This window comes from Deltaproteobacteria bacterium HGW-Deltaproteobacteria-6 (genome assembly GCA_002840435.1).
Lineage (GTDB): Bacteria > Desulfobacterota > Syntrophia > Syntrophales > Smithellaceae > UBA8904.
Window position 1 is genome coordinate 290,162 of record PHAT01000003.1, and the last position, 15,284, is coordinate 305,445.

The 15,284-nt window shown below is 50.1% G+C and carries 13 protein-coding genes; 8 read left to right on the plus strand and 5 right to left on the minus strand.

Going from position 1 to position 15,284, the window contains the following annotated elements; all coding sequences use genetic code 11:
* The first annotated feature begins 307 nt into the window (after window positions 1-307).
* Genes CVU71_08050 through CVU71_08080 form a run of 7 tightly spaced genes read left to right on the plus strand, consistent with a single transcriptional unit; the run spans window position 308 to window position 8,266 of the window.
* Window positions 308-1,870 carry a 2-isopropylmalate synthase gene (locus CVU71_08050; protein PKN19449.1) on the plus strand — a complete coding sequence of 521 codons (1,563 nt, stop codon included), beginning with the start codon at window positions 308-310 and terminating at the stop codon, window positions 1,868-1,870.
* Window positions 1,871-1,920: 50 nt separating this feature from the next.
* Window positions 1,921-3,180, plus strand: coding sequence for a 3-isopropylmalate dehydratase large subunit (gene leuC, locus CVU71_08055; GenBank protein ID PKN19450.1), 1,260 nt, complete (start codon window positions 1,921-1,923; stop codon window positions 3,178-3,180).
* A gap of 25 nt (window positions 3,181-3,205) precedes the next feature.
* On the plus strand, window positions 3,206-3,691 hold the full coding sequence (leuD, locus tag CVU71_08060) for a 3-isopropylmalate dehydratase small subunit (protein PKN19451.1): 486 nt from the start codon (window positions 3,206-3,208) through the stop codon (window positions 3,689-3,691).
* Window positions 3,692-3,698: 7 nt separating this feature from the next.
* On the plus strand, window positions 3,699-4,793 hold the full coding sequence (leuB, locus tag CVU71_08065; GenBank protein ID PKN19452.1) for a 3-isopropylmalate dehydrogenase: 1,095 nt from the start codon (window positions 3,699-3,701) through the stop codon (window positions 4,791-4,793).
* 27 nt (window positions 4,794-4,820) lie between these two features.
* Window positions 4,821-5,222, plus strand: a complete 402-nt coding sequence (locus CVU71_08070; protein ID PKN19453.1) for a response regulator — start codon at window positions 4,821-4,823, stop codon at window positions 5,220-5,222.
* A gap of 29 nt (window positions 5,223-5,251) precedes the next feature.
* Window positions 5,252-5,872 (plus strand): hypothetical protein, encoded by a 621-nt coding sequence (locus tag CVU71_08075; protein PKN19454.1) that lies wholly within the window; start codon window positions 5,252-5,254, stop codon window positions 5,870-5,872.
* A gap of 57 nt (window positions 5,873-5,929) precedes the next feature.
* Window positions 5,930-8,266 carry a hypothetical protein gene (locus CVU71_08080; GenBank protein PKN19455.1) on the plus strand — a complete coding sequence of 779 codons (2,337 nt, stop codon included), beginning with the start codon at window positions 5,930-5,932 and terminating at the stop codon, window positions 8,264-8,266.
* 18 nt (window positions 8,267-8,284) lie between these two features.
* On the opposite strand, the gene CVU71_08085 is transcribed toward CVU71_08080, so the two are convergent.
* A complete protein-coding gene (locus tag CVU71_08085; protein PKN19456.1) occupies window positions 8,285-9,523 on the minus strand; it encodes a hypothetical protein in 1,239 nt (412 codons plus the stop codon).
* A gap of 236 nt (window positions 9,524-9,759) precedes the next feature.
* Here CVU71_08085 and CVU71_08090 point away from each other — a divergent pair, with 236 nt between their 5' ends.
* Complete coding sequence (locus CVU71_08090) at window positions 9,760-10,707, plus strand: DUF1722 domain-containing protein (GenBank protein ID PKN19457.1); 948 nt, start codon at window positions 9,760-9,762, stop codon at window positions 10,705-10,707.
* A gap of 73 nt (window positions 10,708-10,780) precedes the next feature.
* On the opposite strand, the gene CVU71_08095 is transcribed toward CVU71_08090, so the two are convergent.
* The 4 genes from CVU71_08095 to bioF form a co-directional block, all read right to left on the minus strand.
* On the minus strand, window positions 10,781-11,230 hold the full coding sequence (locus CVU71_08095) for a histidine kinase (protein ID PKN19458.1): 450 nt from the start codon (window positions 11,228-11,230) through the stop codon (window positions 10,781-10,783).
* A gap of 347 nt (window positions 11,231-11,577) precedes the next feature.
* Window positions 11,578-12,474, minus strand: coding sequence for a protease HtpX (locus CVU71_08100; GenBank protein ID PKN19459.1), 897 nt, complete (start codon window positions 12,472-12,474; stop codon window positions 11,578-11,580).
* Between the two features lie 278 nt (window positions 12,475-12,752).
* Window positions 12,753-14,099, minus strand: a complete 1,347-nt coding sequence (gene bioA / locus CVU71_08105; protein ID PKN19460.1) for an adenosylmethionine--8-amino-7-oxononanoate transaminase — start codon at window positions 14,097-14,099, stop codon at window positions 12,753-12,755.
* Window positions 14,100-14,118: 19 nt separating this feature from the next.
* Complete coding sequence (gene bioF / locus CVU71_08110) at window positions 14,119-15,282, minus strand: 8-amino-7-oxononanoate synthase (protein ID PKN19461.1); 1,164 nt, start codon at window positions 15,280-15,282, stop codon at window positions 14,119-14,121.
* Between the last annotated feature and the right edge of the window lie 2 nt (window positions 15,283-15,284).

Here is a 15,284-nt window from a genome sequence, read left to right on the forward strand (position 1 = left end):
GATAAGATAAATGTTCGGTTTTACGGCCATAACGATTACGGCAAGCGCGCTTCTGACCCTGCTTCTGGGCCTCGCCTTGTTGCGCCTGTTACTTAAGGCAGCCTGCCCGTCGTTTTTAGGTCGTCACTGAATTTTTAAAAACTGATTACCTGAAAGGCCGTGGGCAGTAAATCCCACGGCCTTTTTTTCGTGAGGCTCCAATTGTGCAAACCGAGCGCTGCAGAATTGGGCAGCCGAACAACCCTGCTCATGCGGGGTATTAAAATAGGGCGAAGTATTATTTTTTATATTTGAAAGGAGTCAAACCATGAAGAAGGATAAAAATCGCGTCTATATTTTCGACACGACTCTTCGCGACGGAGAACAGTCGCCCGGTTCCAGCATGAATACGGAAGAGAAGCTGATTCTGGCCCGTCAGCTGGAAAAACTGGGCGTCGATATTATCGAAGCGGGATTTCCCATTGCGTCCGAGGGAGACTTTGACGCGGTGCGGCAGATTGCCAAAGTGATCAAAAATTCACAGGTGGCAGGTTTGGCCCGCGCCAATAAAGCGGATATCGACCGCGCCTGGCAGGCTATTAAAAATGCGGCGCATCCCCGTATCCACACGTTTATTTCATCATCGGATATTCATCTTAAGTATCAGCTCAAAAAGAGCCGCGAGCAGGTGCTCAAGGAAGCAGTCGCCGCAGTTAAAATGGCCCGCGCCTACACGACGAACGTAGAATTTTCACCCATGGACGCCACCCGTTCGGACAAAGATTATCTGGTGCAAATGGTTTCCGCCGTTATTGATGCGGGAGCCGTAACGGTCAACATCCCCGATACGGTCGGCTACACCATACCGGAAGAGTTCGGCAATTTGATTGCCTATCTGTTTGCCAACGTAAAAAACATGGGTGACACGATTATCTCCGTTCACTGCCATAACGACCTGGGGCTTGCTGTCGCCAACTCGCTTGCCGCTATTCGCAACGGCGCCAGACAGGTGGAATGTACGATCAACGGCATCGGCGAGCGCGCCGGCAACACGGCCATGGAGGAAATCGTCATGGCGCTGGCCACACGCAAGGATCTGTATGGTCTGCACACAAAGATCAGGACGGATCAGATTTACAAATCGTCACGCCTTTTAACGCAGATCACCGGTGTTCCCGTACAACCGAACAAAGCGATCGTCGGCGCCAATGCTTTCGCGCATGAATCCGGCATTCATCAGGACGGGCTGATCAAGGAAAAAATAACCTACGAGATCATGACGCCGCAATCCGTCGGGATCAGCGATACCCATATTGTCCTGGGCAAGCATTCCGGACGTGCGGCTATTGCACAGCATTTGAAAAAGATGGGTTATGTTTTAAGTGATGAACAGATTAACCGGGTCGCGGTAAAGGTAAAAGACCTGGCCGATATTAAGAAAGACATCTATGACGAAGATCTGGAAGCGATTCTTTATGAAGAAACTTACCGCGGTGAAGATAAATACAGCCTGGTCTATCTGAATGTGGTCAGCGGCAATGTGGCCATTCCCACGGCTACCATGGAAATGCACGTGGGAAAGGACGTCGTCCGTGACGCAGGTTTCGGCAACGGCCCGGTGGATGCAACATTTGCCGCCATCCGCAACATCACGAAGACCAACTATCCGCTTTTGAAGTACGTGGTAAACGCCATCACCGGCGGATCTGACGCACAGGGTGAGACCATGGTGCAGCTCCAATACAACGGGCATACCGTCGTCGGACGCGGCGCGCATCCCGATGTCATCGTCGCATCGGCCAAGGCTTATATCAACGCGCTCAATCGTCTGGAATTCCTAAAGGATAACGTGGGCAGGTTAAAAGTTGAATTAAGTCAGGAAATGAGATAAGTATACGTTTCAACTTCACTACGATATTATGACATTCAAGGAGATTTTTTGTGGGTAACACAATTACGGAGAAAATTTTAATGGCGCATACCGACCTTACGGAAATCGCACCGGGTCAGTTGATCAACGCGCGCGTGGATATCGCTTTAGGCAACGACATAACAGCGCCCATTGCCATCAGGGAATTCCGGGCAGCCGGCGGGAAGAAAGTATTTGACCGCGACAAGGTCGCCCTGGTTCTGGACCATTTTACCCCGAATAAAGACATCAGTTCCGCCCAGCAATGCAAGACGGTGCGTGAATTTGCGCTGGAGCACGGCGTCACGCATTTCTATGAAGGCGGCCAGGTGGGCGTGGAGCACGCGCTCCTGCCGGAGAAAGGCATCGTCCTCCCCGGCGATCTGGTAATCGGCGCGGACAGCCATACCTGCACGTATGGCGCACTCGGCGCTTTTGCCACAGGCGTCGGCAGCACGGATCTGGCGGCAGCCATGCTCACGGGCGAACTCTGGTTCAAAGTCCCGTCTTCCATCAAATTCATTGTTTACGGAAAACTCGCCAAATGGGTTTCGGGCAAGGATTTGATTCTGAATATTATCGGCCGCATTGGCGTCGACGGCGCGCTTTATCAGGCGATGGAATTTACCGGCGAGACGATCAGTCATCTGCCGATGGCCGACCGACTCTCCATGGCCAACATGGCCATCGAGGCCGGTGCGAAGAACGGCATCTTCCCTCCCGACGCGATTACCAGAGAATATGTGGAACCGAGAGCCAGACGGCCTTACAAATTTTACGAGTCCGATGCCGATGCGGCTTATTCGCAGATCATTGAAATAGACGCAAGCAAGCTTGAACCGCAGGTGGCCTTTCCGCATCTGCCCTCCAATGTCAAAGGCATCAGCCAGGCGGGCCAGGTGAAGATTGACCAGTCACTGATCGGCTCCTGCACCAACGGCCGGATTGAAGATCTGCGCATCGCCGCGCAGATCTTGAAAAACCGCAAAGCGGCATCCGGTGTCCGGCTGATTGTGGTTCCGGCCACGCCGTTTATCTACAAGCAGGCGATGCAGGAAGGACTGCTCGAAATCTTTCTGAACGCCGACGCGGTAATCAGTCCGCCCTCCTGCGGCGCGTGCCTGGGAGGACACCTGGGAATCCTGGCCGAAGGCGAAAGATCAGTAGCCACCACCAATCGCAATTTTGTGGGACGCATGGGGCATCCCAAGAGCGAAGTCTATCTGGCAAGCCCCGCCGTGGCCGCGGCGTCCGCCGTACTGGGCAGAATTGCGTCACCCGAAGACCTATAATAAGAAGAAAGAGGATTGTTTCAATATGATATTTACCGGAAAAGTTTGGAAATTTGGCGACAACATCGACACGGACGCGATCATTCCCGCGCGCTATCTGAATACGTCTGATTCAGCGGAGCTGGCTTTGCACTGCATGGAAGACGCGGACCCCGATTTTGTTAAAAAGATGAAAACCGGCGATATAATTCTCGGCGGCGAAAATTTCGGCTGCGGTTCCTCGCGGGAGCATGCACCCATCGCGATTAAAGCGGCGGGAATTTCCTGCGTGGTCGCCAAAAGTTTCGCGCGTATTTTTTACCGCAACTCCTTTAATATGGGTTTGCCGATATTTGAATCCCGAGATCTTTTCGACGCAGTTGCCGAAGGCCAGTCCGTAACGCTCGACAGCGTCAGGGGTGTCATCACCATCAGCGGCGCCGATCAACAATTCAAAATCAGTTCAATACCGCCCTTCATGGAACAGTTAATCGCCGACGGCGGCCTGATGAAACATATTGCAAAGAAATGAGGAAAGCATGACGAACAAACCATTCAAGATCGCCGTATTCGCCGGAGACGGCGTCGGTACCGAAATTATGCAGGAGGCCTTAAAGGTTTTAAGGATCATCGCCGATAAAAAAAATATTAACCTTGATCTGAAGGACGGATATATTGGCGGAAGCGCTTATGATATTTACGGAGTTCCCCTGCCGGATGAAAGTTTAAACCTGGCTCTGCAAAGCGACGCGGTCATGCTGGGCGCCGTGGGCGGCCCGAAATGGGAGGGGCTGGATTACAGCGTCCGGCCGGAGCGGGCGCTTCTGGGGTTAAGAGAAAAATTAGGCCTTTTTGCCAATCTGCGGCCGGTCGTTGTTTTTGACGAGTTGCTGGATGCCTCGCCGCTTAAAAAAGAGATCGTGCGGGGCATCGATATCATGATTTTACGGGAATTGACCGGGGATGTGTACTTTGGCCGGCCGCGCGGTGTGACCGTCGGGAAAGACGGCAAGCGCACAGGCGTTAACACCATGATTTACACGGAAGATGAAATTCGCCGCATTGCCGTGCGCGCTTTTGAACTGGCACGGGGACGCAAACGCCATCTTCTGTCGGTGGACAAAGCCAACGTGCTGGAAACCACCGAACTGTGGCGCACGGTCGTCACGGAAGCGGGACGCGATTACCCCGACGTAACCCTCAAGCACATGTACGTCGATAATTGCGCCATGCAACTTATCCGCAATCCGTCGCAGTTTGACGTGATTGTGACAACGAATTTGTTCGGTGATATCCTAAGCGATGAAGCCGCCATGCTGACGGGTTCCATCGGCATGCTGCCGTCCGCGAGCCTGGGCCCAGACAAGGCTTTATATGAACCGATTCATGGTTCCGCGCCGGATATCGCGGGGAAAAACATCGCCAATCCTCTGGCGACGATTCTATCGGTAGCCATGATGCTGAGGTATTCGATGAACCGGCCGGAAGAGGCGGCGTTAATTGAAAAAGCCGTGGCAAACGTTTTGAAAGACGGCTTCCGTACGCAGGATATTTATTCGGAAGGCAACAGGCTTGCGGGCACCCGCGAAATGGGAGATGCCGTTGTCGAAAGAATTGTAAACCTGATATCTTAAACATCGGGAAAGGAGAATCAGGCAGCCGTGAAAGGAAAAATTCTGATTGTTGACGACGAAGCGTCGGTGCGTGAATTATTCTCCGGTGTATTTACAGACGAGAACTATCAGGTCATCGCCGCTGAAGATGGTAATCAAGCGCTGGATATCCTCAAGCGGGACGACATTGACGTTATTTTTCTGGACTTGAAACTCTTCGGCATGAACGGCATCGACCTGTGCCGCCAGATCCGCGAAACCAAACCCGTTTCATTAATTTTCGCCATCACCGGCTGGGCCCCTCTTTTTGAAATCGAGGAATGCCGTCAGGCGGGTTTTGATGATTATTTTGAAAAACCGCTGGATATGGACATCCTGCTGGATGTCGTAGCGGATGCGTTTAAAAAACTGGACCGGTGGAAAAGACGCTACAACAGTATCCCGAAATAGAAAACAACACGGACAGGGCTCTGCCATAAATGCTCAATACCCTCAACATTCTGGAAAGGATAATTCTTAATCCCCCCACGGCTAAAATCTATGCCCGGCTCGGCTTTAAAGAAAAGAGCACCTCGCTTTTTTCTTCCCGGCGGCAGGAAACAGATCATTATATTCAAGAAGCTGTGTCGCTCATTTGCCTGCAAGGTTCATTTCTTCTGCTGCCCATCCTTAAAAATGACGGCGGGAAAATCGATTTAGCCCCGGATTTATCCTTTCGCAGCGCCAAGCTGGCCCGCTTCCTCGGCGACTGCCGGGAAACCGCACTCATGGGCGCTACAGCCGGCCCTTTCATCATGGAAGCCATCAGAGAAAAAACAAAACAGGACCAGATGACCGCCGCTGTCGTTTACGACGCCACGGCCAGTGAAATGGCGGATGCCGCGCTGGACTGGATCATGGACTACATTAACCGGCAGCTGCTGCGGGAAAGCAAACATCTTTTACCGCGGCGTTTTTCCGCGGGTTACGCGGACTTTGCACTGGACAATCAAAAAGATATTCATAAAAAACTGCAACTGGAAAAAATCGGCGTCAGCCTTTCGCCCAGCTGCATACTGGTGCCCGAAAAATCCGTCACGGCCATCAGCGGCATCCGGTGATTATCAGGTTTATTTGATATTGATTTTCTGTCCTTGACGTTCTAGGATTTCACTATTATGAGAAATAATAACCCGACAACTGGAAAAGCGGACAAAGCATTAAAAGATTCTTTAAAAAAGCTCAATGATGTTGAATCGATTATTAATCGCGGCCCGGTTATCTATTGCATCTGGCGGATCGCTGAAAACACGCCGGTAGAATTCATGTCCGGCAATATCTCTCAATGGGGATACACTCCTGATGACTTTCTCTCGGGTCGAATAACTCTGAGAAAAGTTATCCATCCCGACGACGTCGATCGCATTCATGCCAATGTTATTGCTCATCGGAGACAGGGAGCAAAAATATTCGACCAGAGTTACCGGATACTCGACCATCAAGGAGAAATCCACCAGGTCGAAGATCAAACGGTTTTTATTTATGACGGGAATGGCATCATAACGCACGCGCAAGCGTCCATCAGCGATGTCACCGAACGCTGTAAAACCGAGCAGGCCCTGCAGGAAACACAAAACAGCTATCAGGCCATTTTTGAAAACACGGGCACGGCCATGGGTATCGCCGACCAGGACAGAAACATCATCCTGGGCAATAAAAAAATGGAAGAACTGACCGGGTATACAAAAGAAGAATTGACCGGCGAAAAAAAGCGATGGGACTATTTTATCATTCCTTCAGACATCGAGCGGCTGAAAAACCAAAATATCAAAAGACTTGCTGATCCTGCCACGGCTTCCAAACACTATGAATGTTCGATCAACACCAAGAGCGGCAATATAAAAAATATTTATTTGACGGCGACAATAATACCCGGCACACAGAAAACACTGGTGTCCATGGTGGACATCACCGACCGGATAAAAGCGGAAGAGCAACTGCAGAAATCGGAAGAGCGCCTGCAGGAACTGCTCGCCAAATCATCCGATATGGTCGTCGTCCTGGATGACCAGGGACTCTTTAAATATGTTTCTCCAGCCTTCAAACCTATTCTGGGCTACAACCAGACTGATCTGATCGGCAAGAGCAGCTTCGATTTTATTCATCCCGACGACATGGAAATTGTCGGTATAGCCATCGGGGAAGTTTTTCTTAATCAGCAAAAAGGCATTCCCACGGAATTCCGATTCCGCCGCGCCGACGGCTCCTGGGCCTGTCTGGAAGCCCTTGGCAGCAATTGCCTGGATAATCCGGCCATCGGCGGCGTTATCATTAACGCCCGCGAGGTGTCGGAACGCAAACAACTGGAGGCGCAACTGATCCACTCGCAGAAGATGGAAGCCATCGGCCGGCTCTCGGGCGGCATCGCCCACGACTTCAACAATATCCTTATGGGTATTCAGGGATATATTTCCCTGCTGTTATACAGAATCGACTCGATGCATCCCGATTTTGAAAAAATGATTAACATTCAAACGCTGGTGCAAAGCGGCGCGGATTTAACCGGCAAGCTGCTGGGATTTGCCCGCGGCGGCCGGTATGAACTTAAAGCCACGGACATCAATGCCCTGATCGCTAAAACCGTCAATTTATTCGGCCGCACGAAAAAGGAAATTGCCCTGCATCACAAATACGAGAAAAATCCCTGGACGGTCGAGATTGACCGCGTGCAGATGGAACACGTCATCCTCAATCTGCTGGTCAACGCCTGGCAGGCCATGCCACAGGGTGGAGACATCTATGTGGAAACGCAAAATATCGCCGTCAGCCAATCATTATCTGCCGGAGATATCAAAGCAGGCGATTATGTAAAAATCACCATTGCCGATACCGGCATGGGTATGGACGAGGAAACAAAACAAAAAATATTCGAACCTTTTTTTACGACCAAGGAAAAACTCAGGGGCATGGGACTGGGACTGGCGTCCGCCTTCGGCATCATCAAGGAACACGGCGGCGCCATCACTGTGGCAAGCGAACCGCGGAAAGGCACGACCTTCACGATCTACCTGCCGACTTCCGGCAAGGAAGTGCCGAAAGAAACATTTACCGACAAAACAATCCTGACAGGAAACGAAGCGATACTGCTCATTGACGATGAAGCATCGATTGTCGAAGTGTGCCGTGATATTTTAGTCAGCCTGGGATATCAGATATTCACCGCCAAAAGCGGTCAGGAAGCCGTCAAGATTTATGCACGCAACAAGGATAAAATTGATCTGGTTATTTTAGATATGATCATGCCCGGATTGAACGGCGGCGAAACCTATAATCAGTTGAAGGCCATCAATCCGCAGGCGAAGGTTATTCTTTCCACCGGCTACAGTGGAAGCGAGCAGGCTCAGCGGATTCTGGACAAAGGCTGCCACGGGCTCATCCAAAAGCCGTTTCGCATGGAAGACCTTTCTCAGAAGATTAGAGAGGTTCTGGATCAGGGACAACCACTGCCGGTTTGAACGTAACATTTACCGGTGTCAGTCGGGAATCGTCTCTTTGCGTCTCTGCGCTCTTTTTTCCTGGCGCCGGCTGATTCTTTTCTTGTATTCATTGATAAATTCCCTGGACGACAGATATTTATCGGCAAAAGAAACAATATAGGATTCCTTATATTTTGGCGGCACAATGGTCAAAGGCCACATGTGCTTTTTGATGATATCCTCTTCGATATCATTGATCGAAAAATGTTTTTTGGCGTTGGCCACGGCTATCGCCGGATGCGCCAGTCCGTGAAATTTTTCCCGGGGCAGATCCGGAACATCATGATTACGCCAGTCATACAGAAAGAAATCATGCAGCAGCGCACCGCGCGCCGTGGAACGGTAATCCAGTTTCAAGTATTTGCTGATCCGGTAAGACAAATAGGCCACGTCATGAACATGATGATATATGGAAGAGTTGTGATGGAAATAATCTTTGAGCTTTAGAAACTCCTCATGCTGGAGAATATCCTGCACGGTTTCATAATATTCTTTTTCAAACGGCCTGCGGCCCTCCAGTTCGAGAACGATTTTTTCATGAACGGGCTTCAGGAATGAATCAATCTTTATTTTAATGCGCCTGTTGATGTTCTGATTCACATACTTGTTCAAGTCCGGAAAGGCTTCACGCAAACGTTGAAATGATTGTAAAATATCCTCAATTTCGATGCTGCTCAGATTGAAGTACTGGTCATAGAGATAGGCAACGCCTTTGCGGAAGGCAGCCAGGGACATAACGGAAAACGTGTAGTCTATCCAGAAATAGATCATGAAAACAATCGCCGCAATTTTGGCAACCCCCTCCTCCAGCAGCACGACCCGCCGAAATATTTCCGGATGAACAAATATTAAAAAGATCAGCGCCAGCAGTGTCCAGATGATTGAAAAGTGCAGGCACACATGACCATGAAGATTGAACCTGTTTTCCGAATAGTCCCACAGCGTCATTTTAAAGATCTTTTCAGACAGGAATCCGACCAGATATTCCATCAGCGTGATCGCCAGACCGAAGACAATAAACCGCGCTGCAAGGTGCCAGCCTTGAAAAAAATGCTGCATGACAATGATTACGAAAGCGCCCAGACCGTAAATGGGAATAAAAGGACCAAACAGAAAGCCCGCATTAACAAACTTCCGCTGCGCAATGGACCGGTAAATAACCTCCAGTATCCATCCCATGAAGCAGTAAATCGCAAAAAGCACAATGTAATAAAAGAAGTCCAGGGTATTATCCATATGATGTCTTACGTTTTGCTCCTATTGCATTAAAAGTGATTCCGGAAAAACGGCGTCTTTGACACGACGCGATTCCAATCATTGTTTTACCTTCCGGAATGTTAATGTTCCTTCGTTTTTTACCACAACCATCAACCTTTGCAAGATATATGTAAAAAGGGTTATTCTGCAAAATCCGCAAAGCATTGACTTAAAATTCATCCGCTGCTACATTCCCGGAACGGGGAGAAACTTTCATGGAAAAAATAAAAATCGGCATCAGTTCATGTCTCCTGGGCAATCCTGTCCGTTATGACGGCGGACACAAACTTGACCGTTTTCTTCGCGACACCCTGGGACAGTATGTGGAGTATTTACCGGTCTGCCCGGAAGCTGAATGCGGCATGGGAATTCCCCGCGAAGCTATGCGGCTGGAAGGGAAGACGGATACTCCGCGTCTGGTCACGCGTAACACCCGGGAGGATAAAACCGAAATGATGCTTCGCTGGGCGAAAAAACGGATGGCCGAGCTTGCCGAAGAAGATCTTTGCGGTTTTATTTTCAAAAGTGATTCGCCATCCAGCGGGATGGAAAGGGTCAAAGTCTATGACGATCATGGCATACCCGCCAAAACCGGTGTAGGAATATTTGCGCGGATTTTCATGGAAACCTTTCCTCTGTTGCCGGCGGAGGAAGAAGGACGGCTCCACGACACGGACCTTCGTGAAAATTTCATCGAAAGAATTTTTACGCTCAAACGGTGGCGGGACATCCGGAACGAAAAACCCGGCCGGGGTGCCCTGGTGGACTTTCACACCCGCCACAAATTGTTGCTTTTATCACACAGCACAAAGCTCTATCAGACAATGGGAAAACTGGTCGCCTCACAAAAAAGCATCGGATTGCGGGATCTCTTCAGCCAATATGAAACTCTGCTGATGGAAACATTGAAGCTGAAAGCCACACCGAAAAAGAACGTAAATGTATTAGCGCACATGATGGGATATTTTAAAGAACAACTCTCCGCCGACGAAAAAAAGGAATTGCTGGAGGTCATTCACAACTATCAGCAGGGGCACGTACCGCTGATCGTTCCCGTCACGCTCATCAGCCACTACGTAAGAAAATATGATCAGTCTTATCTCCGGGGGCAAATCTATCTGAATCCGCATCCGCTGGAACTGCAACTGCGTAATCATGTGTGAAAAAATATTAAATTCACGGAAATTTCTCTGAGATTGTTTCTATCAATTCAATAGCCCCGCACCGGCCGGTGTTTCACTTAAGCGCCGGTCTCTTGGGCAGCAGATGTATATATTTAATCTCCGCCTTGGTCTCTTCATACTGGAAGCCCAGCAAATCCCTCATGGAAATAATACCCACGACTCTTTTGCCGTCCACGATCGGAAGATGCCTGATTTTCTCTTTTTTCATGGTGTTGATGGCATAATCCAAATCGTCATCCGGTGTTGCTATGGCGACTTGTTTGGTCATGATATCCGCGATCTTTTTGTTTACAAAATCGCCACCGCTCACAAAGCACTTTCGCACAATGTCTCTTTCGGTAATAATGCCAACCAGCTCGTTCTTCTCATTGCAGACGGGAAGCGCACCTTTATTGTGTTCAGCAAGCTTTTGAATCGCTGCTGAGACGAATTCATCCGGCGCAACAGTGATTAATGACTGGCTTTTGAATCCCGTGACTTTCATCATATCCCGAATATTCATTGTATCGCCTCCCTTGTCAGATGAAAAAAGATACCTGCTCTTCTACAGGTTGAGATTTGTTTTCTCCCGATAAAATAATTCACTTCCGGAGAAAATAAAGAAAATCCAGCACGCTTGTTCTTTAACTGTAAATACGTGGGATCTAATATAATTTATATCTTATTGAAATCAAGTGTTTTCTTGAAGTCTGCTTTCTTGAAGTCAATGCCTGCCGCCTCAGAACTTCATTGCTTTTATTTCTTTAACACGTCCTGCCCGGATAACGTCAACCACCTTCACATAAAAAAACCGGGAACGCGCGCGTTCCCGGTTTACTCCTGCAGCTGATGTTTCACTCTTTATCCTGTTTAATTCATCTGCCCCGCGGAACGCTTCAGCGCCGCGATGCGGTCTGCAAGCGGCGGATGGGTCATGAACAGGAGTTTAAAGCCGTTTGTTGACGGCTTGCCGGCGATGCCGAATGATTTCATCTGATCCGGCAGGGGTTCATATTCCTGAGCGCTGCGCTGCAGGCTTTCCAACGCGGCAATCATTTTGCCGGCGCCCGCCAGTTGCGCGCCGCCCGCGTCCGCTGCAAATTCCCTCTTCCGGCTGAACCACATCACAATGACGCTGGCCAGGATTCCGAAAACGATTTCGGCGACAATGGTCGTGATAAAAAAACCAAGCCCATGGCCTTCTTCATTTTTCAAAATGACGCGATCCACAAAATACCCGACAACGCGTGCAATAAAGATGACAAACGTGTTGACGACGCCCTGAATCAGGCTGAGCGTAATCATATCGCCATTGGCGACATGGCTGATTTCGTGGCCCAGCACCGCTTCGACTTCATCGCGCTTCATGGTCTGCAGAAGACCGGTGCTGACCGCCACCAGGGCGTTGTTTTTACTCATGCCGGTGGCAAAGGCGTTGGGCGAATCCGATTCAAAAACGGCAACATCCGGCATGCCGATGCCCGCCTGGGAGGCCTGTTTTTGCACCGTGTTCATCAACCAGATTTCCATGTCGGAGCGCGGTTGCATAATCACCTGAGCGCCGGTGCTCCATTTGGCCATCCACTTGGAAATCGCCAGTGATATGAACGACCCGCCGAAACCAAACACACCCGCAAAAATCAGCAGATTCACGTAATTGATTCCGTTGGCTTCAAGAAACCGGTCGGCCCCGAGAATGCGAATAACAATGCTTAAAACCACCATCACGGCGATGTTGGTCACGAGAAACAGAAATACTCTTTTCATATGGATCCCTCCTCCATCTTTTCAATCAACCATCTCTCAGCTCGCTGTCGCGGCCTGAAATGAACACTTGTAGATCGCAGCAAGCTGCGGCTTATTAACGCTCATCCCGCGAAAGCGGAATTAACGATTAAATCAGAAGGTTTGCGGAAAATCCAAACCTTTAAAAAACATGCCTTATCTTAGTGTCAAGTCGCGGAATGTCAAGCCCTTATTGGGGCGGCAGGCGCAATATTGAAATTGTTATGATTCCGGCAAGTTACAAAAAGACTGGAATCGGTTCATCCATCAAAATACCGGTTGATCGACTCAAAAGCCACCCTGACCATTTTTTCAATATCCTCTTCTTCGACTACATAAGGAGGCATAAAATAAATGACATTGCCCAGCGGCCGCAAAAGCACGCCTTTGGTGAGCGCAATCCGATAAATACCATAGCCCACGCGCTTCTGCCAGTCAAAGGCCGCTTTTGTTTTCTGATCCGCCACCAGTTCCAGCGCGCCGATCATGCCCAGCTGCCGGTATTCGCCCACACAGGGATGACCGTCAAACCATTTTGATACTTTTTCAGAGATCATCCGGGCTTTTACCTCATTTCGGGCGAGGATGTTTTCATCTTGAAAAATATGGAGCACTTCCCGGGCTACCGCGCAGGCCAGCGCATTGCCCGTGTAACTGTGCGAGTGCAGGAATGCCTTGAGTTCGGTGTAATCCGCATAAAAGGCTGAATAGATCTCATCCGTCGTCACCACCTGCGACAGCGGCAGATAACCTCCCGTGATACCCTTGGACAAACACAGGATGTCCGGCGCAACCCCGGCATGTTCGCACGCGAACATTTTGCCCGTCCGGCCGAAGCCCACGGCAATTTCATCGGCGATGAAGTGAATGTGATGTTTTGTGCAAAGGTCTCTGAGCTTTCTCAAGTAAACCGGCGGATAGATTTTCATCCCCGCCGCGCATTGTACCAGCGGTTCGATGATGACGCCGCAGATTTCATCGGCATGATCCGTCACCATCCGTTCCATGGCTTCAAAACATTCCGCGGCGCACGTTCCGCGGGTTTTCCCGTAAGGACAGCGGTAGCAATCAGGCCCTGCGGCCCGGAAGGTATTCATCATCAGCGGTTTATAAATTTTACTATAGAGATCGAGATCGCCGACGGAAAGGGCGCCCAGCGTCTCGCCATGATAGGCGTCCGTGACGGCGGCAAATTTTGTTTTGCCCGTGCGTCCGGTCTGCTGATGATAATGGAAACTCATTTTCAGCGCCGCCTCCACCGCCGACGAGCCATTGTCGGCAAAAAAGACTTTGGATAATCCTTCCGGTGTAATGCGGACAATTTCTTCCGCCAGATCGACTGCGGGCTCATGGGAAAAATTGGCAAAGATGACATGTTCGAGCTTTTGAGCCTGAAGGCTCAGCGCTTTCCTGATTCTGTCATTTGCGTGACCGAAAAGATTCACCCACCAGGACGAGACAGCATCCAGATAACTCTTTCCATCCACATCATACAGATAAGCGCCCTTCCCGCGTTCAATGATAATCGGGGGAAAGTCTTCGTAGTCTTTCATCTGCGAACAGGGATGCCAGATATATTGCAGATCTTTTTGCTGGAGGATGTTCATGGTTTCTTATCCTTTCGACCTAACGGATCACCCCTAACGCGCGTCCGGCGTGTTCAATTTCGGCAATCGCCCGGGAAAGGTCATCTTTGGTATGCGTCGCCATCAGGTTGATGCGCAGACGGCTGGTTCCGGCGGGAACAGTCGGCGGACGGATGGCGGAAGCAAAGATCCCCGCTTCCATCAGGCGGCAGCTCATGGCCATGGCCAGACCGGGAGGCCCCAGAATCATGGAAATAATCGGCGCCGGAGAATCCATCACGGCAAAACCTCTTTTTTGGAGTTCCCGACGAAGCCAGGCGGCATTGACAAGCAGATTCTCACGACTGTGCGATTCTTTCTGCACAATTTCAAGGGCGGCAAGCGACACGGCAATCGTCGCGGGTGACAAGGCGGTGGAAAATATAAAACTGCGGGCCCTGTTGGCCAGATAATCAATGAGATCACGGCTGCCCGCGACAAACCCTCCCTCGGAAGCCAATGCCTTACTGAAGGTTCCCACGGAAACATCAATGCCGCAGGACAGGCCGAAATAGTCCGCCACGCCTCCGCCGTTTTTGCCTAAAACACCCGTGGCATGGGCTTCATCAATCATCAGCAGCATCTTGTGGCGGCGGGCAATTTTCACCAGCTGTGGCAGTGGAGCAATATCGCCGTCAACGCTGAAAAGGCTGTCGCTGATAATTAAACCCTGTCTGTTTGGAAATTTAATTATTTTATTTTCCAGATCATCCGGATCGCAGTGCCCATAAACAACGATTTCGGCGCCGCTGAGCTTGCAGCCGTCAATAATGCTGGCATGATTGAGACGGTCCGAAAAGATCACCCAGTTTTTATCGGCGATAGCCGAGATGGCGCCGACATTAGCCATGTAGCCGGTGTTGAAAATCAGCGCCGCTTCGGTTTTCTTAAAGGCGGCGATTTTCTCTTCCAGCTTTTTGTGAATTTCATAACTTCCGGTGATCAGGCGCGACCCGCCGGAACCTGTGCCATACTGTTCAATGGCATCATACGCGGCCTGTTTAAGGCGGTCATCCGTGCAAAGCCCCAGATAACTGTTGGAGGAGAGCATCAAAATGTCCCGGCCCGCAAGCAGGGCATGGGCGCTCTGCGGCGACTGCAGATACCTCATCTCTCTGTAAAGGCCGTCGGCCTTGATTTTCCGTAGTTTTTCTTCAAACATCATTC